The organism is Pseudomonas sp. Q11, assembly GCF_024494355.1.
Classification (GTDB): Bacteria; Pseudomonadota; Gammaproteobacteria; order Pseudomonadales; family Pseudomonadaceae; genus Aquipseudomonas; species Aquipseudomonas hefeiensis.
Map to the genome: position 1 here is coordinate 240,727 of NZ_JAKNQY010000005.1, position 23,270 is coordinate 263,996.

The 23,270-nt window shown below is 62.2% G+C and carries 21 protein-coding genes; 18 read left to right on the forward strand and 3 right to left on the reverse strand.

Annotation, left to right across the window (positions count from 1 at the left end; genetic code table 11):
* Positions 1-145: 145 nt before the first annotated feature.
* Both MA884_RS08345 and gshB read right to left on the reverse strand, forming a co-directional pair.
* Positions 146-1,036 carry an energy transducer TonB gene (locus MA884_RS08345; RefSeq protein WP_256230022.1) on the reverse strand — a complete coding sequence of 297 codons (891 nt, stop codon included), beginning with the start codon at positions 1,034-1,036 and terminating at the stop codon, positions 146-148.
* A 53-nt stretch (positions 1,037-1,089) separates the two neighbouring features.
* Positions 1,090-2,061, reverse strand: coding sequence for a glutathione synthase (gene gshB, locus MA884_RS08350; protein ID WP_256229989.1), 972 nt, complete (start codon positions 2,059-2,061; stop codon positions 1,090-1,092).
* 225 nt (positions 2,062-2,286) lie between these two features.
* Here gshB and MA884_RS08355 point away from each other — a divergent pair, with 225 nt between their 5' ends.
* The 17 genes from MA884_RS08355 (at position 2,287) to madM (ending at position 21,263) form a co-directional block, all read left to right on the forward strand.
* Positions 2,287-2,715 (forward strand): PleD family two-component system response regulator, encoded by a 429-nt coding sequence (locus MA884_RS08355; RefSeq protein WP_256229990.1) that lies wholly within the window; start codon positions 2,287-2,289, stop codon positions 2,713-2,715.
* A 48-nt stretch (positions 2,716-2,763) separates the two neighbouring features.
* Positions 2,764-3,129 (forward strand): twitching motility response regulator PilH, encoded by a 366-nt coding sequence (gene pilH / locus MA884_RS08360; protein ID WP_256229991.1) that lies wholly within the window; start codon positions 2,764-2,766, stop codon positions 3,127-3,129.
* 10 nt (positions 3,130-3,139) lie between these two features.
* Positions 3,140-3,679, forward strand: coding sequence for a chemotaxis protein CheW (locus MA884_RS08365; protein WP_256229992.1), 540 nt, complete (start codon positions 3,140-3,142; stop codon positions 3,677-3,679).
* A 179-nt stretch (positions 3,680-3,858) separates the two neighbouring features.
* Entirely contained in the window at positions 3,859-5,916 is a 2,058-nt protein-coding gene (locus MA884_RS08370) for a methyl-accepting chemotaxis protein (RefSeq protein WP_256229994.1), read from the forward strand.
* Positions 5,917-6,054: 138 nt separating this feature from the next.
* Complete coding sequence (locus tag MA884_RS08375; RefSeq protein WP_256229996.1) at positions 6,055-11,967, forward strand: Hpt domain-containing protein; 5,913 nt, start codon at positions 6,055-6,057, stop codon at positions 11,965-11,967.
* Complete coding sequence (locus MA884_RS08380; RefSeq protein WP_256229997.1) at positions 11,960-12,427, forward strand: chemotaxis protein CheW; 468 nt, start codon at positions 11,960-11,962, stop codon at positions 12,425-12,427. The genes MA884_RS08375 and MA884_RS08380 overlap by 8 nt, the downstream gene beginning before the upstream one ends.
* A 341-nt stretch (positions 12,428-12,768) precedes the next feature.
* Positions 12,769-13,398, forward strand: a complete 630-nt coding sequence (locus MA884_RS08385; RefSeq protein ID WP_256229998.1) for a nucleotidyltransferase domain-containing protein — start codon at positions 12,769-12,771, stop codon at positions 13,396-13,398.
* Positions 13,361-13,786 carry a hypothetical protein gene (locus MA884_RS08390; protein WP_256229999.1) on the forward strand — a complete coding sequence of 142 codons (426 nt, stop codon included), beginning with the start codon at positions 13,361-13,363 and terminating at the stop codon, positions 13,784-13,786. Before MA884_RS08385 ends, MA884_RS08390 begins: the two co-directional genes overlap by 38 nt.
* Positions 13,787-14,009: 223 nt before the next feature.
* Complete coding sequence (gene mdcA, locus MA884_RS08395; protein WP_256230000.1) at positions 14,010-15,680, forward strand: malonate decarboxylase subunit alpha; 1,671 nt, start codon at positions 14,010-14,012, stop codon at positions 15,678-15,680.
* A complete protein-coding gene (locus MA884_RS08400; RefSeq protein ID WP_256230001.1) occupies positions 15,681-16,556 on the forward strand; it encodes a triphosphoribosyl-dephospho-CoA synthase in 876 nt (291 codons plus the stop codon).
* A complete protein-coding gene (locus tag MA884_RS08405) occupies positions 16,556-16,855 on the forward strand; it encodes a malonate decarboxylase subunit delta (RefSeq protein ID WP_214913753.1) in 300 nt (99 codons plus the stop codon). Before MA884_RS08400 ends, MA884_RS08405 begins: the two co-directional genes overlap by 1 nt.
* Positions 16,848-17,699 (forward strand): biotin-independent malonate decarboxylase subunit beta, encoded by an 852-nt coding sequence (locus tag MA884_RS08410; RefSeq protein WP_256230002.1) that lies wholly within the window; start codon positions 16,848-16,850, stop codon positions 17,697-17,699. Before MA884_RS08405 ends, MA884_RS08410 begins: the two co-directional genes overlap by 8 nt.
* Positions 17,696-18,499 (forward strand): biotin-independent malonate decarboxylase subunit gamma, encoded by an 804-nt coding sequence (gene mdcE / locus MA884_RS08415; protein ID WP_256230003.1) that lies wholly within the window; start codon positions 17,696-17,698, stop codon positions 18,497-18,499. The genes MA884_RS08410 and mdcE overlap by 4 nt, the downstream gene beginning before the upstream one ends.
* Positions 18,496-19,116, forward strand: coding sequence for a malonate decarboxylase holo-ACP synthase (locus MA884_RS08420; RefSeq protein ID WP_256230005.1), 621 nt, complete (start codon positions 18,496-18,498; stop codon positions 19,114-19,116). Before mdcE ends, MA884_RS08420 begins: the two co-directional genes overlap by 4 nt.
* Positions 19,113-20,033, forward strand: a complete 921-nt coding sequence (gene mdcH, locus MA884_RS08425; RefSeq protein ID WP_256230006.1) for a malonate decarboxylase subunit epsilon — start codon at positions 19,113-19,115, stop codon at positions 20,031-20,033. The genes MA884_RS08420 and mdcH overlap by 4 nt, the downstream gene beginning before the upstream one ends.
* Positions 20,034-20,100: 67 nt before the next feature.
* Positions 20,101-20,493, forward strand: a complete 393-nt coding sequence (madL, locus tag MA884_RS08430) for a malonate transporter subunit MadL (protein ID WP_256230007.1) — start codon at positions 20,101-20,103, stop codon at positions 20,491-20,493.
* 5 nt (positions 20,494-20,498) lie between these two features.
* On the forward strand, positions 20,499-21,263 hold the full coding sequence (gene madM / locus MA884_RS08435; protein WP_256230008.1) for a malonate transporter subunit MadM: 765 nt from the start codon (positions 20,499-20,501) through the stop codon (positions 21,261-21,263).
* A gap of 111 nt (positions 21,264-21,374) precedes the next feature.
* Here madM and MA884_RS08440 read toward each other — a convergent pair whose 3' ends face one another.
* Positions 21,375-22,289 carry a LysR substrate-binding domain-containing protein gene (locus MA884_RS08440; protein ID WP_256230010.1) on the reverse strand — a complete coding sequence of 305 codons (915 nt, stop codon included), beginning with the start codon at positions 22,287-22,289 and terminating at the stop codon, positions 21,375-21,377.
* 220 nt (positions 22,290-22,509) lie between these two features.
* Here MA884_RS08440 and MA884_RS08445 point away from each other — a divergent pair, with 220 nt between their 5' ends.
* Positions 22,510-23,127 carry a hemolysin III family protein gene (locus MA884_RS08445; RefSeq protein ID WP_256230011.1) on the forward strand — a complete coding sequence of 206 codons (618 nt, stop codon included), beginning with the start codon at positions 22,510-22,512 and terminating at the stop codon, positions 23,125-23,127.
* The last annotated feature ends 143 nt before the right edge of the window (positions 23,128-23,270 follow it).

Here is a 23,270-nt window from a genome sequence, read left to right on the forward strand (position 1 = left end):
GGGAGCAAAGCTTGCTCGCGATCCAGGCGCTGCGGTCCTCAAGAGACCGCGGCGTTTTCATCGCGGGCAAGCCTTGCTCCCACACAGCCCGCTCCCACAAGGGATTTGCGGCAGGTTCAGGCTCCATGTCCACCATTAATGCGGCTCAGTTGCTGGAGAGACGATCGCCCCGGGCGAACTTCCAGGTGCGGATGATTTCCAGGCGATCGATGTCCGACAGGTCCCCGGTAAACGGCGCGAACGGCGCGGCCAGGCGCACGATCCGCTGGGCGGCCTGATCCAGCAATGGCTGGCCGGAGGACTCCAGCACCAGCACTTCATACAACGAGCCGTCGCGGTTGATCGAGACCAGGAGACGCAGGTTGCCATAGATCTGCTTGCGCCTGGCTTCGTCGGGGTAGTTGAGGTTGCCGATGCGCTCGACTTTCTTGCGCCACTCATCTTTGTACCAGGCGCCCTTGTCGCGCATGGTCGAGGCGGCGCTCAGGCGGTGAATACGCGGGCGCTTGGCATATAGCTGCTGCTCCTGGGCCAGCTCGGCTTCCAGGCTGGCGATGTCGCTGGACAGTTGGGCGCTGTCGAAGGTGGGCAGCGGGGCCTTGGGTTTGGGGTCGGGCCTGACCTCTTCCTTGACCGGGGCTTTTTTCGGCTTCGGCGCCACTGTGGTCACGGCGGCCTTGGGCGCCGTCTCCCGGACCTCGGGCTTGGCCGCTGGCGGCGGTGTGACCTTCTGTACCTTATTGTCCTGGAACGGGGCGATCTGGGTGGTCTTGGGCGTCGCCTTTTTTTCCAGGGTGCCACTGCCTTGCTGGTTTTCCTGGGCGAGGAAGTCCGCTTTCTGTGGCTTGGTTTCGCTTTTGAAGGTAGCCAGGGTGATTTCCAGGGTCTGGCTGATCTGTTTGGGGTCTACCGTGGCAAACCCGACGCCCAACAGCAGTGCCAAGTGGATCAATGCCGCCAGGAACAGGGTAAAACCGAGACGATCAGCCGGGCGCACGCCGCGATGGGCGAGCTCTTGGGGCAGATCGGACGGCATCTTCTTAGCTTCAAGCTTCAAGTTTCAAGCTCCAAGTCAGGCTGCAAGCTGCATCAAACTTGCCGCTTGTGGCTTGCCGCTTGCAGCTGCTTCTCGATGGCATCCATCAGCATCGCGCCGATGTCGGTGCCGAAGGCGTTGTCGATCTCGCGGATGCAGGTCGGGCTGGTGACGTTGATTTCCGTCAGGTGCTCGCCGATCACGTCCAGGCCCACGAACAGCAGGCCTTTTTCCCGCAGGGTCGGGCCGACCTGGGCCGCGATCCAGCGGTCCTTTTCAGTCAACGGACGCGCCTCGCCACGCCCGCCGGCCGCCAGGTTGCCACGGGTTTCGCCGGCCGCGGGAATGCGCGCCAGGCAATAGTCCACCGGTTCGCCGTCGATCATCAGGATGCGCTTGTCGCCATCGACGATGGCCGGCAGGTAACCCTGGATCATGATCTGCTGCCGGCCGTGCAAGGTCAGCGTTTCCAGGATCACCGACAGGTTGGGGTGGCCGGCGGTGTGACGGAAAATCGAGGAGCCGCCCATGCCGTCCAGGGGCTTGAGGATCACGTCGCCGTGATGGTCGGCGAACTCACGAAGCACGTCCGGGCGACGGCTGACGATGGTGGGTGGCGTGCATTGCGGGAACAGCGTGGCGAACAGCTTTTCGTTGCAGTCGCGCAGGCTCTGGGGTTTGTTGACCACCAGCACGCCGGCGCTTTCGGCCTGCTCAAGCAGGTAGGTGGAATACACGAACTCCATGTCGAACGGCGGATCCTTGCGCATCAGGATCACATCCAGGTCGCTCAGCAGTGCATCGCTTTCGGTGCCCAGCTCAAACCATTTTTCGGGGTTGGCGAAGACTTTCAGCGGCTTCATCCGCGCCCGCGCCTGGCCTTCGGCCTGGTAGAGGTCGCGCTGTTCCATGTAGAACAGCTCCCAGCCGCGCTTTTGAGCGGCCAGCAGCATGGCCAGCGAGCTATCCTTTTTATAGGAAATGCTGGCGATAGGGTCCATGACAATGCCGACGCGTACGCTCATGGCTTGGTTCCTCGAAAATTGGATGGGCACAAAATGGCATGAAAAAGTGGCGTCAGAGTGGCGCCCGGAAGATTGGCGGTCAAGGAAAAACCACTGTACCGAGCAGCCGATAGATCGGCGATGGAGACTGTGCTAAAAAGGCTGGCATGTGACGTGCGGGCCTTGAACATCAAGGGTTTGCGCTGTCGTTCACACTTACGCGTTAAAAACCGGTTCGCAGTGGCAATGGCAGAGCACCTTACGCAGCAGCAACCCAGCGCCTTGAAGGTCATGGTCATCGACGACTCGAAGACCATCCGTCGTACCGCCGAGACCTTGTTGCGCAACGTCGGTTGCGAGGTCATCACGGCTGTCGACGGCTTCGATGCCCTGGCCAAGATTGCCGACCATCATCCGGGCATTATCTTTGTCGACATCATGATGCCGCGCCTGGACGGGTACCAGACCTGCGCCCTGATCAAGAACAATAGCGTTTTCAAGGCCACGCCGGTGATCATGCTGTCGTCCCGGGACGGTTTGTTCGACAAGGCCAAGGGGCGCATCGTCGGCTCCGATCAGTTTTTGACCAAGCCTTTCAGCAAGGAAGAATTGCTGGGCGCGATACAGGCCCTTGTTCCGGGCTTTGCCGCAGTCCAGCCGCACCAGGCACATTAATGACGCTCGGCCATCGGGCCTGGGGGTCAACGAAAAATGGGGAACACCATGGCACGAATTCTGATCGTCGATGATTCGCCGACCGAAATGTACAAACTGACCGGCATGCTGGAAAAGCACGGTCACCAGGTCCTGAAGGCCGAAAACGGCGCCGACGGCGTGGCCCTGGCCCGTCAGGAAAAACCCGACGCGGTGCTGATGGACATCGTCATGCCTGGCCTCAACGGTTTCCAGGCCACGCGCCAGTTGACCAAGGACCCAGACACCGGCCACATCCCGGTGATCATCATCACCACCAAGGATCAGGACACCGACAAGGTCTGGGGCACTCGCCAGGGGGCGAAGGACTACCTGACCAAGCCGGTGGACGAAGAAACCCTGATCGCGACGCTGAACAACGTGCTGGCGGGTTGATGACGCGGCCATGAGCCAATCCCTGACCGCATTCGAACTGCTCCTGCAGATCGACCGGCGTTGCCGGCTGCTGGGGGCGGACCTGCCATCACAACCGACCCACGGCGACAGCTGGAGCGGTATCGGTTTTCGCCTTGGCGAACACTGGTACGTGGCGCCCATGGGCGAAGTCAGCGAAGTGCTGCACGAGCCGCGCTACACACATTTGCCCGGGGTCAAGCCGTGGGTTCGTGGCGTGGCTAATCTGCGCGGGCGCCTGTTGCCGTTGATGGATGTGTGCGGTTTCTTCGGCCATGAGCTGTCGAGCGTGCGCAAGCAGCGGCGGGTGCTGGTGGTCGATCACGACGAGGTTTTCACCGGTTTGCTGGTGGATGAGGTCCTCGGATTGCAGCATTTTGCCCAGGACAGCCTGGAGCCGACGCTGATGGACGACCTTGACGGCCCGGAGTCGGCCTTCGTCAAGGGCCGGTTTCGCGGCGAACGGCTGTGGCAGGTGTTCAGCCCGTTTGCGCTGACGCGCTCACCGGGGTTCATGGATGTGGCAATTTAGGTTCTTGCACAACTCAGGGTAGGAGCTGCCGAAGGCTGCGATCTTTTGATCTTTCCAACAGACAGCTTGCTTTGACATTAAAGCCCTAAGATCAAAAGATCGCAGCCTTCGGCAGCTCCTACGGGGAATCCAGTCGGGCTTGGAATTGTGGATAGATTGGGCAGTACAGGCGAGAACCGATGATCAAAGCAAATACAGGCAAGCCTCTGGAAGCGTCGCGCAGTCGTTCGCAGATCATCGTGCTGTTCGTCGCGCTGATTGTCTTCATCATGCTGCTGTTCGCCAACTTCGCTTACCTCAACACCCAGTCCAACTACGACAAGCAGTACATCGGTCATGCCGGTGAGTTGCGGGTGCTGTCTCAGCGCATTGCCAAGAATGCCACCGAGGCTGCCGCCGGCAAGGCCGCAGCGTTCAAGTTGCTGAGCGAGGCACGCAATGATTTCGCCCAGCGCTGGGGCTATCTGAAGCAGGGCGACCCGGTGACCGGCCTGCCACCGGCACCTGCTGCCCTGCGCCCGCAGATGCGTGCCGTACAGCTGGACTGGGAACGCCTGCTCAAGAACACGGACGCCATCCTGTCCAGCGAACAGACGGTGCTGTCGCTGCATCAGGTGGCGGCGACCCTCGCCGAAACCGTGCCGCAATTGCAGGTCGAGTACGAAAAAGTCGTCGAAATCCTCCTGCAACGTGGCGCGCCTGCCGCGCAGGTCGCCATGGCTCAGCGCCAGTCGTTGCTGGCCGAACGGATTCTCGGCGCGGTGAACACCGTGCTGGCGGGGGACGAAAATGCCAGCCAGGCCGCCGATACCTTTGGCCGCGATGCCGCACGTTTTGGTCAGGTGCTCAATGGCATGTCGCAAGGTGATCCAGCCTTGAAGATCTCCCAGGTACAGGACCGCGATGCCCGGGCCCGCCTGAGTGAGATCAGCGAACTCTTCGAATTCGTCTCAGGCTCGGTGGACGAAATCCTTGAGACCTCCCCGGAGCTGTTCAAAGTCCGCGAGTCGGCAGGCAACATCTTCAACCTTTCGCAAACCTTGCTGGACGAAGCCTCGCACCTGGCCACCGCGTTCGAAAACCTGGCCGGGGGGCGTTCCACAAACGCCATCGGCGGTTATGTGCTGGGCCTGTTGGCGCTGATGTCGATCATCCTGATCGGACTGGTGATGGTCCGCGAGACCAACCGTCAGTTGCGTGAAACCGCAGAAAAGAACGAGCGTAACCAGAACGCGATCATGCGCCTGCTCGACGAGATCGAGGACCTGGCCGATGGCGACCTGACCGTCACCGCCTCGGTTACCGAAGACTTCACCGGCACCATCGCCGACTCCATCAATTATTCGGTGGACCAACTGCGTGACCTTGTGGCCACCATCAACCTCACCGCCGGCCAGGTCGCCGCCGCGGTGCAGGAAACCCAGGCGACGGCCATGCACCTGGCGCAGGCTTCCGAGCATCAGGCCCAGCAGATATCCGAAGCTTCGACTTCAATTAATGAAATGGCTCAGTCCATCGATCAGGTCTCGGCCAATGCCGCCGAGTCATCGGCGGTGGCCGAGCGCTCCGTGGAAATCGCCAACAAGGGCAACGAGGTGGTGCATAACACCATTCATGGCATGGACAACATTCGCGAGCAGATCCAGGACACGGCCAAGCGCATCAAACGCCTGGGTGAGTCATCTCAGGAAATCGGCGACATTGTCAGCCTGATCGATGACATTGCCGACCAGACCAACATCCTGGCCCTCAACGCCGCGATCCAGGCGTCCATGGCCGGTGATGCCGGGCGCGGGTTCGCAGTGGTGGCCGATGAAGTGCAGCGGCTGGCGGAGCGCTCTTCGGCGGCGACCCGACAGATCGAGACCCTGGTGCGGGCGATCCAGGCCGACACCAACGAGGCAGTGATTTCCATGGAACAGACCACCACCGAAGTGGTGCGCGGCGCCCGGCTGGCCCAGGATGCAGGGGTAGCCCTGGAAGAGATCGAAGGCGTATCCAAGACCCTGGCGGCGCTGATCCAGAGCATTTCCAACGCAGCGCAGCAACAGACCACCTCGGCGGGGCAGATTTCCTTGACGATGAACGTGATCCAGCAGATCACAAGCCAGACCTCGTCCGGCTCCACCGCCACCGCCGAGAGCATCGGCAACCTGGCGAAAATGGCCAGTCAGCTGCGTCGTTCGGTGTCGGGTTTTACTTTGCCGGCGGCGGCTGTTGATGAGGGAAAAGTGTGACTGTGGGAGCAAGGCTTGCCCGCGATGAAGATAACGCGGTACTTCGGGAGCTGAGGCGTCTGCATCGCGAGCAAGCTTTGCTCCCACAGAGAAATCCCTGCCCCACAGAGGTGTCAGGTTCTCCTGATTGGAGTGGTTATGGGTGATCGGCACGACTATGTGGCCCTGGAGTGGGTCAAGGGCGAGATTGCCGAAACGCTGAAGCAGGCCCATCTGGCGCTCAATCGCCTGGTGGACGACCCGCAGGCGGCGGATGCCCTTGCGCATTGCCTGGCGTGCATTCATCAGGTGCATGGCGGCCTGCAGATGGTCGAGTTCTATGGTGCGGCGCTGCTGGCCGAGGAGATGGAACAGCTGTGTGTCGCCCTGCAGGACAACCGCATCGCCCATCGCGACGAAGCCATCAGCCTGTTGAGCCAGGCCCTGGGTCAAATGCCGATCTATCTGGACCGCATACAAGGCGCCCGCCGCGACTTGCCGTTGGTGGTGCTGCCATTGATCAATGATTTGCGCAGCGCCCGGGGTGAGAGCCTGCTGTCGGAGACCAGCCTGTTCAGTCCAGAGTTACCGCAGATCGCGCCACTCAGCGACGGGGCCTTGAAGCGACTCGAGCCGCCGGACCTGCCAAACACTTTGCGCAAACTGCGCCAGACCCTGCAAGTGGCCCTGGTGGGCCTGTTGCGCGAACAGGACGACGCCACCCATTTAGGCTACCTGGCCAAGGTCTTTCACCGCCTGGAAGGGCTGTGCGCCGCCGCACCGCTCAATGCGTTGTGGCAGGTGGCGTCAGCGCTGGTCGAAGGCATGCGCGAGGGGCGTATCGCCAATAGCCCGGCGCTGCGCAGCCTGTTCAAGGAAGCGGACAAGGAACTCAAGCGACTGTTGGACCAGGGCCTGCAAGGCATCAATCAACCGGCGCCGCCACAGTTGCTGACAAGTTTGTTGTTCTATATTGCCAAGGCCGAACATCCCAGCGGGCAGATGCAGATCATGAAAGAACGCTACTCACTGGACGACGCGCTGCCTGACAGCGTCATGGTCGACGAAGAACGCGCACGCCTGGCCGGACCGGACCGTGATGCCATGCGCTCGGTGCTCGCCGCACTCTGTGAAGAACTGGTGCGGGTCAAGGAGCGGCTCGACCTGTTCGTGCGCAGTGACCGCCAGCACGCCTCGGAGCTGGACAGCCTGCTGGCACCCCTGCGACAGATCGCCGACACCCTGGCGGTGCTCGGCTTCGGTCAGCCGCGAAAAGTGATCATCGATCAATTGGCGGTGGTCCTGAGCCTCGCCCAGGGTCATCGCGAGCCGGATGATGCGACGCTCATGGATGTCGCCGGGGCCTTGCTCTACGTCGAGGCCACCCTCGCCGGCATGGTCGGCACCGTCGAGCCCGAGAGCCCTGAAGACACCCACCTGCCCACCACAGACCTGACCCAGATCCACCAGATTGTCATCAAGGAAGCCCACACCTGCCTGCAACAGGCCAAGGACATGATCGTCGACTACATCGACGCCGACTGGAACAGCGAACAACTGCAAGCGCTACCGGCGCTGCTGACCCAGGTGCGCGGCGCGCTGGCGATGATCCCCCTGAGCCGGGCCGCCAGCCTGGTGGAAGCGTGCAACGGTTTCATCCGCGAACATCTGCTGTTGGACCACGCCCAGCCAGGTTGGGAAGAGCTCGATCACCTGGCCGATGTGATCAGCGGCCTCGAGTACTACCTGGAGCGTTTGAACGAAGACCCGCAAACGCCCGGCGAACCCTTATTGGACTTGGTTGAGCGCAGCCTGGGTACCCTAGGTTATTTTCCCGACGAAGCCCGAGTGCCGTTGCTCGACGATGTGCTGAGCCCCAACGAAGCCCAAGTCATGCAGGACTTGCAGGAGCTCGATGATCCGCAGACCGTGCAGTCTTTGGCTCAAGTGCTGGCCAGCCCGGTCTCGGCGGTCAACCCGCCGGCCAGGAGCACGCCGGGTAGCCTGCTACCACCGCCGCTGGACGAGCATCCGGTGGACGACGAGCTGCGCGAGGTCTTCCTGGAAGAAACCGACGAGGTGCTCGACGTTTTGCGCGAATACCTGCCGCGCTGGGCCGCTCACCCGGACGACCACGGCGCCCTGGCTGAACTGCGTCGGGCCTTCCATACCCTCAAGGGCAGCGGCCGGATGGTGCGGGCGCTGGTCTTGGGTGAGCTGGCCTGGGCCGTGGAAAACCTGCTCAACCGGGTGCTGGAACGCAGCGTCGAGCCAGGTGTTGCGGTCCGGCAGTTGCTTGACGACGCGGTGCAGTTGCTACCGGCCCTGGTGACCGAATTCGCGGACAACCGCCAGCGTCAGCGCGACGATGTCGACCGTCTGGCCGCCCGCGCCCATGCGCTGGCAAAGGGTGGCGACGACGAAGACGCACAGGATGTCGCCGCCCTCGACCCGTTGTTGCTGAAGATATTCGACAACGAAGCCCAGGGTCACCTTGCCAGCCTCAATCGCTTTCTCGACCAGGCCGCCGAACACTTGCCTTTGCAGGCCAGCGACGAATTGCAGCGCGCCTTGCATACCCTCAAGGGCAGCGCATCAATGGCCGGTGTGTTGCCGATTGCCGAGCTGGCCGGCGCGATGGACCAGTTGGCCCGGGAATACAAGGCGCACCTGATCGCCCTCGACCTTGATGAAACTGAATTGCTGCTGGAGGCCGAGGGCCTGTTGCGCCTGGGCCTGCGCCAGTTGCACAGCGATCCGCTGGCGCCGATTCCCGGTGCCGAAGAGCTGATCCAGCAAACCCAAACGTTGCTGGCCGAGCGCCTGCAAGCAGCCCTCAGCGCACCGGACAAAGGCTTGCGAACCAAGCGCGATCCGCAACTGATCAACAACTTCCTTGCCCAGGGCATGGACATCCTGCTCGACGCCGAAAACCTGTTGCGCCGTTGGCAGCAGCACCCCGGCGAAGGCCAGGAACTCAGTGCGCTGCTGGACGAGCTGACCACCCTCGGCGAAGGGGCGCACCTGGCCGACTTGCACCCGGTGGACGAACTCTGCGAAGCCTTGCTTGATCTCTATGGCGCAGTGGAAGAAAGCAGCCTGGCGGTCAGCGACGTGTTTTTCCAGGAAGCGCAGCGCGCCCATGAAGCCCTGATCGACATGCTCGATGAACTGGCCGCCGGGCAACATGTGCATTCACAGCCCGAGCGGGTGCAAGCCCTGCGCGGCTTGCTCCAGGAGAGCCTCGACCCATCCGCCACCGGACTGATCCGCAGCGACGGCAGCCGTACCCTGAGCATCCGCGAACTGGGTAACGCGACGGCGGAACTGCAGCGCAACGCCCCTGCTGAGACCTCAGTGGACGACGACATTGCCTCGATCTTCCTCGAAGAGGCGCAGGACATCCTCGAAAGCGCTGCCCAGGCCCTGCAACGATGGCTGGGCGATCCGGACAACGCCGCGCCGCTGTCCTCGTTGCAACGGGACCTGCACACCCTCAAAGGCGGCGCACGAATGGCCGATATTCGGCCGGTGAGCGATCTGGCCCAAGAGCTGGAAAACCTCTACGAAGGGCTGGTGGACCGCCGTTACAGCCACAGCGAGGAACTGGAGCAACTGCTCAGCAGCAGTCACGAACGCCTCGACCTGCTGCTCGGGCAGTTGCAGCAGGGCCAGCCGTTGGGCGATCCCGTTGCGCTGATCGACGCCATTCGCCGGTTTCGACAGGACAAGCCGAACCCAATCGATTCGGCCGGGTCGATCCAGGGCGAGGGGGCCGGACATGATCCGGAACTGCTGGATATCTTCCTCGAAGAAGGTTTCGACATTCTCGACAGCGCCGGCTCAGCGCTGCTGCGCTGGCAGGACGAACCGTCGAACCGCCAAGCCCTGGAAACCCTGCTGCGCGACTTGCACACCCTCAAGGGCGGCGCGCGGATGGTGGAAATCGTACCCATCGGCGACCTGGCCCATGAGTTGGAAAACCTTTATGAAGGCCTGTCGGCGGGGCAGCTCCAGCCGACTGCGGCGCTGTTCGCCTTGCTGCAAAGCAGCCATGATCGGCTGGCCCAGATGCTCGATGCGGTGCGCGCCGGCCACCCGTGTCCGCTTGCTGACCGGCTGATCGCGCAGATCCAGGCGGTGAATCATCCGCAGGACAGCGAGGTGCCCAAGGCCGTCCTCGCGCCGGAACCGGCTGCGGCCCCGTCGCCCGCACCCGCGAGACCTGACGCTGGCGCCCCGAGCGACGGTGCGGACATGGTCAAGGTCTCCGCCGAACTGCTCGACGACCTGGTGAACCTGGCCGGGGAAACCTCGATTTTCCGTGGTCGTATCGAACAGCAGGTCAACGACGCGCGCGTGGCCCTGGGCGAAATGGAAACCACCATCGAGCGTATGCGCGACCAGTTGCGCCGTCTTGATACCGAAACCCAGGGGCGGATCCTCAGTCGCCAGCAGGTCGAAGCCGAGCGCCTGGGCTACGAAGAATTCGACCCGTTGGAGATGGACCGGCATTCCCAGTTGCAGCAATTGTCCCGGGCGCTGTTCGAATCGGCCTCGGACCTGCTGGATCTCAAGGAGACCCTCGACCGTAGCAATCACGACGCCGAAAACCTGCTGCAACAGCAGGGGCGCGTCAACACCGAGCTCCAGGAAGGCTTGATGCGCACGCGCATGGTGCCGTTCGAGCGCATGTTGCCGCGGCTCAAGCGTATCGTTCGGCAAGTGGCGCAAGAGCTGGGCAAGGACGTGGAGTTCGTGGTTGGCAATGCTGAAGGCGAAATGGACCGTAGCGTGCTGGAGCGCATGGCTGCGCCCCTTGAGCACATGCTACGCAACGCCGTCGACCACGGCCTGGAGCCGGCCGATGTGCGCATCGCTGCCGGCAAACCGGCGCGGGGGCGTATCAGCCTCGATCTGTCCCGGGAGGGTGGCGACATCATTTTCGACATCCGCGACGACGGTGCCGGAGTGCCTCTGGAGGCGGTGCGCAGTAAGGCGATCAAGCGTGGCCTGCTGGCACCGGACAGTGACATCAGCGACCGCGACGTGCTGCAATTCATCTTGCAGCCGGGCTTTTCCACCGCCGAAAAAATCACCCAGATTTCCGGGCGTGGCGTCGGCATGGACGTGGTCCACGAAGAGGTGCGGCAACTGGGCGGAACCATGTTCATCGAGTCTACGGCGGGGCGGGGCGTTCATTTTCGCATCCGCTTGCCGTTTACCGTGGCGGTCAACCGGGCGTTGATGGTGCAATGTCACGAAGACCAGTACGCGATCCCGCTGAACACCATCGAAAGCATCGTCCGGGTGTTGCCCGCTGAACTGGACAGCTATTACCAGCTCGACCCGCCTGCCTACACCTACGCCGGGCAGCGTTATGAGTTGTGCTACCTGGGTGAGCTGCTGAAAACATGTGCCCGCCCCAAACTGCTGGGCCAGAGCCAACCGCTGCCGGTGCTGCTGATGCAGTGCAACGAGCGGCATATTGCAGTGCAGGTGGACGCTACCGCCGGGACCCGGGAGATCGTGGTCAAGAGTCTCGGCCCACGATTCGCGGCGGTGCAGGGCCTGTCCGGGGCGACGATCCTGGGCGACGGCCGGGTGGTGTTGATTCTCGACCTGCTGGCCCCGATCCGTGCCATGCCCAACCAGACTGCGCGTCGACCCACCGCTGAAAGTGAGGGTGAACTTCAGCGGCCGCTGCTGGTGTTGGTGGTGGACGACTCGGTGACGGTTCGCAAGGTCACCAGCCGCCTGCTGGAGCGCCATGGCATGCACGTGCTCACCGCCAAAGACGGTGTGGACGCCATGGCACTGCTGGCCGAACACTCCCCGGACCTGATGCTGCTGGACATCGAAATGCCGCGCATGGACGGCTTTGAAGTAGCGACCCAAGTACGCGAGGATCCGAACCTGGCGCACCTGCCGATCATCATGATCACCTCCCGAACGGGCCAGAAACACCGCGACCGCGCCATGGCCATCGGCGTCAACGACTACCTGGGCAAGCCGTACCAGGAATCAGTGCTACTCGACAGCATCGCCCGCTGGAGCAAAACCCATGCATGACCTTCACCCGCGCACCAGTCATATCACCGGGCTGCTGCTACCCCTGGCCGACCGGCACCTGATTTTGCCCAACGTGGCCGTGGCCGAGCTGATCGACTACCAGAGCAGCGCGTTCGATATGGATACCCCACCGTGGTTCCTGGGTTGGGTGAGCTGGCGCGAACGGCAAATCCCGTTGCTGAGTTTCGAGTCGGCCTGCGGCCAGAAAACCGTCATTGGCGAGCGCGTACGCATCGTCGTGCTCAATGCCCTGGGCGGGCGCCCGGAGTTGCGGTTTATTGCGCTGCTGGTGCAAGGTATTCCGCGCTCTTACAAGCTCGACACCCAACTGAGCTATGTCGACGTACCGCTGTGCGGGCTGGAACAGGCGGCGGTGCAAGTGGGCGAGCATGTGGCGAAGGTGCCGGATTTGTTGGCGTTGGAGGAGTTGGTCGTTGCCTCTGGGTTGGCAAAAAACTAGGTCAGACACGGTACCTGTGGGAGCGGGCTTGCTCGCGAAGGCGGCCTGACAGCCGGCCTGGCCCTTGCGGGTGTACATCGACCAGACTTGTTTGAGCAGGACCTGTGGGAGCAAAGCTTGCTCGCGAGGCGGCCTTATAACCGACCTGTTTCTCCCGGTTGTATGTCAGTCAACCTGTGGGAGCCTGTCAGGTTTGACAGGTTGAGCCGGCTACTCGACAAGCGACTTCGGTCCCATAAGGGGTCCGATTAGTCCCTTTTTGGGACTAAACTAAAATTCAAGGATTGATAAGTCCCAAAAAGGGACCTATCGTTCCCTTTTTGGGACTCTAGGTGTCCTCCATGAATCACCTCTCTCTCAGTGATGCTCTATTCACTGCCACCCAGCAACGGGTCTTGGGCTTGTTGTTCGGTAAGCCGGATCGAAGCTTCTATACCAACGAAATTGCCCGCTGGGCTCAAGTCGGGAAGGGCAGCCTCATGCGGGAGCTGGAGAGGCTGCAACGCTCAGGCGTACTCACCGTGACGCGACTGGGCAATCAAACCCATTATCAAGCCAATCCACATTGCCCGATTTACAGCGAGTTGTTGGGCATCGTGCAGAAAACCATCGGCATCGCCGAACCGTTGCGCCAGGCGTTGGAGCCCTTTTCAGAACAACTGAGGTGGGCGTTCGTCTACGGCTCTATTGCCAAGGGCCAGGCAAACGCATCCAGTGACATTGATCTCATGCTGATCGGCGAAGGCCTGCACTACAGTGAAGTGATGGAGCGGCTCATGCCTCTGGAAGAGCAACTGGGCCGCCCTCTGAATCCAACGCTCTACACGCCCCGGGACTGGGCTGCAAAATTTGCCGCTGGGAACAGTTTCGTGATGCGCGTAGCACAACAGGACAAGATCGATTTGCTGGGTGCAAACCCTTTGGGGACCAAGGATGGGCAAGCACGAAAACCTGGAGAACCTGTTACATAGCGGCGGCCTGAAAGCCGAACCGCCGGATCGTCAGGAATGTGAAGGCTTGATGCGTTCTGCAGTGGATCGCCTGAGGGACGCACAAACAACTTCCCTCTCATTTGCCAGCCGGTTCGACCTGGCCTACAACGCCGCCCATGCCGCAGCGCTCACGGCGCTACGCTTGAGCGGCTACCGTTCGGACAAGCGCTATCTGGTCTTTCAGTGTCTGATTCACACGGCGGACGTCGGAAAAGTACAGGTTCGGTTATTCGCGCTGTGTCATGAGCGACGCAACCTTGCCGAGTACGAGGGGTATATGGATGAAGATGATGCACTGCTTACCCAACTGATTGAGAGTGCGGTAGAACTGCTCGAACGGGTCCGGCAATTGATGGCCAAGACTTGATATCCGTGGCGAGGGAGCTTGCTCCCGCTGGGCCGCGAAGCGGCCCCAAAAGCGACGACTGCTGCGCAGCCGAGCGGGAGCAAGCTCCCTCGCCACAAAAGCATTGTCCGCTGCGGCATTCAACCATTACGCCAAGCGTAACGATCCGCCACCGAGCTTGATTGATGTCCTCGCTACAACGCTCCTAATGTGACCTCCACGACAGCGAACCCGTGGAGTGGTCATGACAACAATAATATCCCCCGACTCGCGCTGGACGCGGCGGCGTTGCGAAAAGCAGCGGCGTCTCGAGCTGGTGAAGGGGCTTGCCGACGGTGTGGTGTTGCCCACCGACAAGATCGTTGCGGCGCTGGAGGCGTTGATCCTGCCGGGTGATCGCGTGGTGCTGGAGGGCAATAACCAGAAACAGGCGGACTTTCTGTCGCGCTCCCTGGCCAAAGTCGACCCGGCGAAGCTGCACGACCTGCACATGATCATGCCCAGCGTCGGCCGCTCCGAACACCTGGACCTGTTCGAGCGCGGCATTGCCCGCAAACTCGATTTTTCCTTCGCCGGCACCCAGAGCCTGCGCATCAGCCAACTGCTGGAAGACGGCCTGCTGGAAGTCGGTGCGATTCACACCTACATCGAACTTTATGCCCGGCTGGTGGTGGACCTGATTCCCAACGTGGTGCTCTCGGCCGGTTTCATGGCCGACCGTGCCGGCAATATCTACACCGGCCCCAGTACCGAAGACACGCCGGCGCTGATTGAGCCGGCGGCCTTCAGCGATGGCATCGTTATCGTCCAGGTCAACCAGTTGGTGGACGATGTCAGCGACCTGCCACGGGTTGATATCCCGGCGTCCTGGGTCGATTTCGTGGTGGTGGCCGACAAGCCGTTCTACATCGAACCGCTGTTCACCCGCGACCCGCGCCACATAAAGCCGGTGCATGTGTTGATGGCGATGATGGCGATCCGCGGGATCTACGAGAAACACAACGTCCAGTCCCTCAATCACGGCATCGGCTTCAACACCGCCGCTATCGAGCTGATCCTGCCGACCTACGGCGAGTCCCTTGGCTTGAAGGGCAAGATCTGCCGTAACTGGACCCTCAACCCCCATCCAACCCTGATCCCGGCCATCGAAAGCGGCTGGGTCGAAAGCGTGCATTGCTTTGGCACCGAGCTGGGAATGGAAAACTACATCGCCGCGCGGCCGGACGTGTTCTTCACCGGTCATGACGGCTCGCTGCGCTCCAACCGCATGGTCTGCCAACTGGCCGGACAATACGCGGTGGACCTGTTCATCGGTGCCACTTTGCAGGTGGACGGCGACGGACACTCCTCGACGGTGACGCGTGGCCGATTGGCCGGTTTCGGCGGTGCGCCGAATATGGGCCACGACCCGCGCGGTCGCCGTCACGGCACGCCGGCCTGGCTCGACATGCGCCACGGCGATGGCGAGGCGCCGTTGCTTGAGCGGGGCAAGAAACTGGTGGTGCAGATGGTCGAGACCTTCCAGGAGGGCGGTAAACCCACCTTCGTCGAAACCCTCGACGCGGTGGAGGTGGCGAAAAAAGCCGGCATGCCCCTGGCACCGATCATGATCTACGGCGACGACGTCACCCACTTGCTCACCGAAGAAGGCATCGCCTACCTGTACAAGGCCCGTTCGTTGGAAGAGCGCCAGGCAATGATTGCCGCCGTGGCCGGGGTCACTGCCATCGGTTTGCGCCATAACCCGAAAGACACTGCCCGTATGCGCCGCGAAGGCTTGGTTGCCCTGCCTGAAGACCTCGGCATTCGCCGCACCGACGCCACCCGCGAGTTGCTCGCCGCCAAGAGCGTGGCCGATCTGGTGGAGTGGTCCGGTGGTCTCTACAACCCGCCCGCCAAGTTCAGGAGTTGGTAAATGCACGCCTTCAACCTGCAACCTGAAAGTTTGTCTCTGGCCGAACGTCTGGCCGACATGGCGGTGGACGCGCTGATCGACGAAGCCGATCTGTCACCCAAACCGGCCCTGGTAGATCGGCGTGGCAATGGCGCTCACTCCGATTTGCACTTGGGTCTGATGCACGCTTCGGCGTTGTCGCTGTGGCCGGCATTCAAGGAAATGGCCGACGCCGCCCTCGAATGTGGCGAGATCGGCCTGCCGTTGCGCGAAGCCCTTGGGCGGATCGGCCGTGACGGGGAAGCGGCAATGCTCGCTACCACCGACGGTGTGAACACCCACCGTGGCGCGATCTGGGCTTTGGGTCTGTTGGTGGCTGCAGCCGCGCTAGACCCTGAATCCAGCGCCCCCGGCGCCGTTGCTTTAAGAGCCGCACGCCTGGCCTTGCTGGAAGATCGCTACGCCCCCAAACCTTTCAGCCATGGTGCTCAAGTGGCCCAACGCTACGGTGTGCGCGGCGCCCGGGAAGAGGCACAGCTGGCATTCCCGGCCGTCACCGGCCTGGGCCTGCCACAACTCAAGCGCAGTCGCGCGGCGGGGGCGGGCGAACAGAACGCCCGGCTCGATGCCTTGCTGGCGATCATGACGACGTTGGCCGACACCTGCGTGCTCTACCGCGCCGGCGAACCGGGTTTGCAGGCCATGCAGTACGGCGCCAAAGCAGTGCTCGACGCGGGCGGCAGCGCCAGCCTGGGCGGTCGTCGCCAGTTGCATGCGCTGGATCAACAATTGATTGCCATGAACGCCTCGCCCGGCGGCGCTGCCGACTTGCTCGCCGCCTGCCTGTTCCTCGACCGTATCGAGCGCGGCGATGGCCTCTTCCCAGGAGTGTGCTGATGCAAACCTTATCCTTTGAATTTCCCGCCGGGCAGCCGCCACGGGGTCGGGCGCTGGTGGGCTGCGTCGGCTCGGGCGACCTGGAAGTGCTGATCGAACCGGGCCTGGCGGGCAAGTTGACCATTCAGGTGCAGACCTCGGTCAACGGCAGTGAGCAACGCTGGCAGCATCTGTTCGCCCGCATGTTCGATGGCCAGATGCCGCCGGCCCTGTCTATCGACATCCACGATTTCGGCGCCACCCCCGGCGTGGTGCGTTTGCGCCTGGAACAAGGCTTCGAGGAGATCGGTCATGACTGACAGCGCAGCGCTGCTCAACAAACACAGCTTCGTCGAGCTGGGTGCCCGGCAACGGGCCAAAACCCTGCTGGATGATGGTTCGTTCCGCGAACTGCTCGACCCCTTCCAGCGAATCATGTCGCCCTGGCTGCTGCGCCAGGGCGTGGTGCCGCAAAGCGACGACGGTGTGGTGATCGCCAAGGGCTTTCTTGATGGCCTGCCGGTGGTGATCGCAGCCATCGAAGGCGCATTCCAGGGTGGCAGCCTTGGCGAAGTCGGCGGGGCGAAGATCGCCGGCGCGCTGGAGCTGGCCGCCGAGGACAACCGCAAAGGCATTCCGACCCGCGCCGTGTTGCTGCTGGAAACCGGAGGCGTGCGTTTGCAGGAAGCCAACCTGGGGCTGGCGGCGATTGCCGAGATTCATTCGGCGATTGTCGACTTGCGCCAGTACCAGCCCGTCATCGGTGTGGTGGCCGGCAGCGTCGGTTGTTTTGGCGGCATGTCCATCGCCGCCGGGCTGTGCAGCTATCTGCTGGTGACCCAGGAAGCGCGGCTGGGCCTGAACGGTCCGCAAGTGATCGAGCAGGAAGCCGGGATCGACGAATACGATTCCCGTGATCGGCCGTTCATCTGGAGCCTGACCGGTGGTGAGCAACGCTTCGCCACCGGGTTGGTGGACCGCTATGTGGCCGATGACGTGATGCAGATCCGCGAGCAAGTCAGCCAGTTATTGCACTTGGGCGTACCCGCCCAGCACCGCAGCGCTCAGGCCGAGGTGTTCCTGCAACGTTTGGCCCGACTGGACACTGAAGTGCAAATCGAACCGGCCGCGGTTCGCCAGTTGTATCAGGGAGAACGCCCATGAATTCGTATTCGTTGAGAGGCTTGCGCTGGTTCGCGGCGCTGAGCGGCGGCGCCATGCCGTTGGCAGGACTGCCCGCTTCGCTGAAAGTGGCCGACGTCACACTGGGCGAGCAAAACGTGCGGCTGTTGGCGGTCGTGGCCGATCCCGATAGCCGTTTCCCTCGGGCCCGCAACGGCGAAGTCGGTTTGCTGGAAGGCTGGGGTTTGGCCAAGGCCGTGGATGACGCCATTGACGCCGACCGTGATGCGTCCAGCAAGCGCGCGCTGATCGCCATCGTCGATGTGCCGAGCCAGGCCTACGGTCGTCGCGAAGAAGCCCTCGGCATTCATCAGGCCTTGGCCGGTGCGGCGGACAGTTATGCCCGAGCGCGGCTGGCCGGGCATCCGGTGATTGGTTTGCTGGTGGGCAAGGCCATGTCCGGGGCATTTCTGGCCCACGGTTATCAGGCCAACCGGTTGATCGCCTTGCGCGACCCTGGCGTGATGGTCCACGCCATGGGCAAGGCCTCGGCGGCGCGGGTGACCCTGCGCAGTGTCGAAGAGCTTGAAGCCCTGGCCGCCAGCGTGCCGCCGATGGCCTATGACATCGACAGCTTCGCCAGCCTCGGTTTGCTCTGGGAAGCCCTGTCGGTGGAGCAGATCGAACAGCCAAACGCGGCGGATCTGGCGCGGGTCAGGGATTGCCTGCAACAGGCGATCAACGAAGTGGCAGGTGCGCCTCGGGACCTGAGCAGCCGTCTCGGAGCAACGCATCGTGCGGCCTCCAGCACTGTTCGCCAATTGTTGAGAGCGCAGTGGTGAGCACGTTCCTGGCCCACGACCTGCTGTGGGGAATGACTCCACAGCTGCTGCCTGCGGAGGCGCCGGCGTGGGTCATTGAGTCCCTCTGCCTTGGACAACCGGTGGTGGTGCGGCGGGCGATGAGCGCGCCGGGACACATTGCCGTGGGTGTGCGCGGAGCCTCACGGGAACAGCGTTACGCCACGTCGATGCCGGTGGCGGCGATCCAGCGCCGGGTGCGCCCGGAGGATCTTTGCCATGTCGCATTGCGCCGTGACCTGCCGGCGTTGCAGGCGCTCGCTCAATTACGGTCGATGCTGGATGCCAGCGGCTGGATCTGGGGCGTCAGCGGCAGCGCCGGATTTGAACTGGCCAGTGGCATCGACGCGCTGCATGCGCGCAGTGACCTGGATTTGATCCTGCGTACACCGCATCCGCTGGATCGTATTCAGGCCAGGGATTTGTTGGCGCAACTGGACGGTTCGACATGCGCTGTGGACATGCAACTGCAAACCCCATTCGGCGCGGTCGCTCTGCGCGAGTGGGCCGGCTCGGCGCGGCGGGTGTTGCTCAAGGATAATCTTCAGGCGCGTCTGGTGACCGATCCGTGGCAAGCGGCGCTGGAGCAAGTGGCGTGAGCAGCCTTTTGGTATTCCCCGGCCAGGGTGCGCAGCGAGCGGGCATGCTCCAGGGCGTGTCGCCGCAACTGCTGGAACTGGCCGGTGAAGTGCTGGGCGAAAACGTACGACAGCTGGACAGCACCGAGGCGTTGCAATCGACCCGGGCCGTGCAACTGTGTCTGTTGATTGCTGGTGTGGCAGCGGCCAGGCAATTGTTGGAGCAGGCACCTGCGCCGGATTACGTCGCGGGCCTGTCTATCGGCGCGTACCCGGCGGCGGTGGTGGCCGGTGCGCTGGAGTTCGATGATGCCTTGCGGCTGGTCAGCCTGCGGGGCGAACTGATGCAGCAAGCGTATCCGCGAGGCTACGGCATGACGGCGATCATCGGCCTTGATCTGGCGACAGTGGAGGTGTTGCTCGCGCAGGTACACAGCGCCATGACGCCGGTTTACCTGGCCAACATCAATGCCGATAACCAGGTGGTCATTGCTGGCAGTGACGAGGCCATGGGCGGCGTCGCCGAGAGGGCACGCAGCCAGGGCGCCGCGAAAGCGTGTCGGCTGGCGGTGAGCGTACCGTCCCACTGCCCGTTGCTGGAGGTCCCGGCCCGGACACTGGCCCAGGCGTTTGCCGACGTGCCGTTGAAAGCGCCCACGTTGGGTTATCTGAGCGGCAGTCGTGCCCGGCCCGTGGTGAATACCGACGCCTTGCGCGAGGACCTGGCCTTCAACATGTGCCGCGTGGTGGATTGGCGCGGCACCGTGCAAAGCGCCTACGAGCGAGGCGTGCGATTACAGATCGAACTGCCACCGGGTGCGGTTTTGACGGGACTGGCGCGTCGGGTGTTCGAGCAGGGCACCGTCATTGCTTTCGACGGTGCGCGTCTGGACACCTTGCAGACGCTGCTCAGAGAGGAGGGACGCCGCCGACCCTAAACCACCGACTCAAGCTGGCGAAGCACAAAAACAACAACTTCGACGATGCACTTTGAGGACTACAACAATGATTATTTACGGTGTGGCGTTTCTGGCCTTTTGTACCCTGGCGGGTATTTTCATCGGTGAGCTGCTGGGCAAACTGATCGGCGTGCCGGCCAACGTCGGCGGTGTCGGCATTGCGATGCTGCTGTTGATCGGCCTGGGCAGTTACCTGAGCAAACGCGGGCTGTTCAAGGGCAAGTCCGAAGCCGGCGTGGAATTCTGGAGTGCGATCTACATTCCTATCGTGGTCGCGATGGCGGCCCAGCAAAACGTCTATGGCGCGCTCAAGGGCGGGCCAATGGCGATTCTGGCCGGGACCCTGGCGGTGGTGATTGCCTTTGCGATGGTTCCGGTGCTGGTGCGCATCGGCAACAAAGGTCCTGAAAGCGATGTTTCCGCCAAGACGGTCGGGTGATTGCCATGTACGAATCAATGATGAAAGTGATCACCGGCTACGGTCTGCTCAGTGGCTTTGCGATTGTCGGCATCACCATGTGGGTGTCGTACTGGATCAGCGACACGTTCACCAAGGGCCGCCTGCACGGTTCGGCCATCGCGATTCTCCTGGGGTTGGTGTTGTCGTACATCGGCGGTGCGATGACCGGCGGGCAGAAGGGCGTGGTAGACATTCCGCTGCTCTCGGGCATCGGCCTGCTGGGCGGCGCCATGCTGCGGGACTTCGCCATTGTCGCCACGGCGTTCGGCGTGAGTGTCGATGAGCTCAAGCGCGCCGGTTTCGTCGGGGTGCTGGCGTTGTTCGTCGGGGTGGCCACCTCGTTCATCGCCGGTGTCGGAGTGGCGATGGCCTTCGGTTACACCGACGCGGTGAGCCTGACCACCATCGGCGCCGGAGCGGTGACCTACATCGTCGGGCCGGTCACTGGCGCGGCGATTGGTGCCAGTTCCGAGGTGATGGCGCTGTCCATCGCCGCAGGTTTGATCAAGGCGATCCTGGTGATGGTGGCGACGCCGTTCGTGGCACCTTTGATTGGCCTTAACAATCCGCGCAGTGCGGTAATTTTTGGCGGGTTGATGGGCACTTCCAGCGGCGTGGCCGGCGGCCTGGCGGCCACCGATCCGAAACTGGTGCCGTATGGTTGCCTGACAGCGGCGTTCTACACGGCACTCGGGTGCTTGCTCGGGCCTTCGCTGTTGTATCTGATCATGCGGGGGTTGCTGGGCTAAGGCTTTGAATTTTCGCTGAGCTGGCTGTCCTCATCGCGAGCAGGCTCGCTCCCACAGTCGACCGCGTGTCCCTGTGGGAGCGAGCCTGCTCGCGATGAGGGCGACTCGGTCTCAAGCCTGGCGATTGGCATACATCCGGCACTCAGCCAGCAACGCCAGCAAATTCGGGTCGCGCTCCTTGGCCTTCAGGAATACCACGCCGATGTGCTGCTGCAGCCGATACTTTTCCTGCAACGGGATCAGTTTCACCCGGTTTTCATACACCGCCGCAATCCGTCCTGGCAGTAACGCATAACCGACCCCGGAACTGACCATGCTCAGCAGGGTGAAGATATCGTTGACCTGCATCGCCACCTTCGGCTCGAACCCCGCCTGCTTGAACACTCGATTACCATCCTGATGGGTGGCGAAGCCCTGGGTGAGGGTGATGAAGGTTTCGTTACACACGTCGGCCAGGTCCACTTCACTGCGTTGGGCAAAGGTGGAATCGGCTGGCGTGGCGAGAAAAATGTCGTCTGAGAACAGCTCGATATGCTCGCAATCCGGATCGTTCACGCTGTCGTCCAGGGAGATCAGGATGGCGTCCACCTCCATGTTCTTGAGCTTGTACAGCAGGTCGATGTTCGAGCCCAGGATCAGGTCGATGTTCAGTTCGCTGCGGCGGATCTTCAGGCCCATGATCAACTGTGGCACGGTCTTGACCGTCAGTGAATACAGCGAGCCGAGCTTGAACCGCTCCGCAGAAAACCCGGCGGCTTCACGGGTCAGGCGCACGCTTTCGACCACGTCCTGAATCAGCTTCTGGGTGCGTTCTTCCAGAACGTAAGCGCTTTCCAGGGGCGTGAGGTTGCGGCCCTCGTGCTTGAACAACGGGCAACGCAAGGCGCTTTCCAACGAGTGAATGGCCCGGTGTACGCTAACGTTGCTGGTCTGCAACTCGGCCGCCGCCCGCGCAAGATTGCCGGTGCGCATGAACGCCAGGAACACCTCGAGTTTTTTCAGGGTCAATTCTTCGTCGATCAGCATGGGGTGGACTCTTATTCGTATCACCCGATTGTGCCCCAATCAGTAGGGGGATGTTGATCTGTAGGAGCAAAGCTTGCTCGCGATGCAGGCGACTCGGCTCCTGGGAAACCGCGTTATCTCCATCGCGGGCAAGCCTTGCTCCCACAGAGAGCTAAACATTGCACTTTGTAGCGCCAAGCCTGAGCCTTGGCGTCTGTTTTGGAATGTGAGGTGGGACTGGATGTATCACGGAGAGCGACTCAACGCCTGGACCCACCTGGTCGGGGCGGTGGCGGCTTTTATCGGGGCGGTGTGGTTGCTGGTCATTGCCGGGATGACGGGCGATGTGTGGAAGATCGTCAGCGTGGCCATCTACGGTTTCACCTTGCTGGTGCTGTACAGCGCGTCGACGGTTTACCACAGCGTGCGCGGGCGCAAAAAAGAAATCATGCAGAAGGTCGATCACTTTTCGATCTATCTGCTGATTGCCGGCAGCTATACGCCGTTCTGCCTGGTCACCCTGCGCGGGCCATGGGGTTGGACCTTGTTCGGGATTGTCTGGGGGCTGGCGCTGATCGGGATCTTGCAGGAGATCAAGCCGCGCTCCGAAGCGCGAATCCTGTCGATCGTGATCTACGCCGTGATGGGCTGGATCGTGCTGGTGGCGGTCAAACCGTTATTGGCGGCCCTGGGTAGCACCGGATTTGCCTGGCTGGCCTCGGGCGGCGTCTTGTACACCGTCGGCATTGTCTTTTTCGCGCTGGACCATCGGTTGCGGCACGCCCATGGCATCTGGCATCTGTTCGTGATTGCCGGCAGTTTGCTGCATTTTGTGGCGATCTTGTTCTACGTACTCTGAACCCATGAACACCGTAGCTCTACTGTGGGAGCGGGCTTGCTCGCGAAAGCGGTGGGTCAGTCAACATTGATGTCACTGACAGATTGCATTCGCGAGCAAGCCCGCTTGTGTCTTGCGTTGCGTTTAGACTGAAGGTGAGAGCG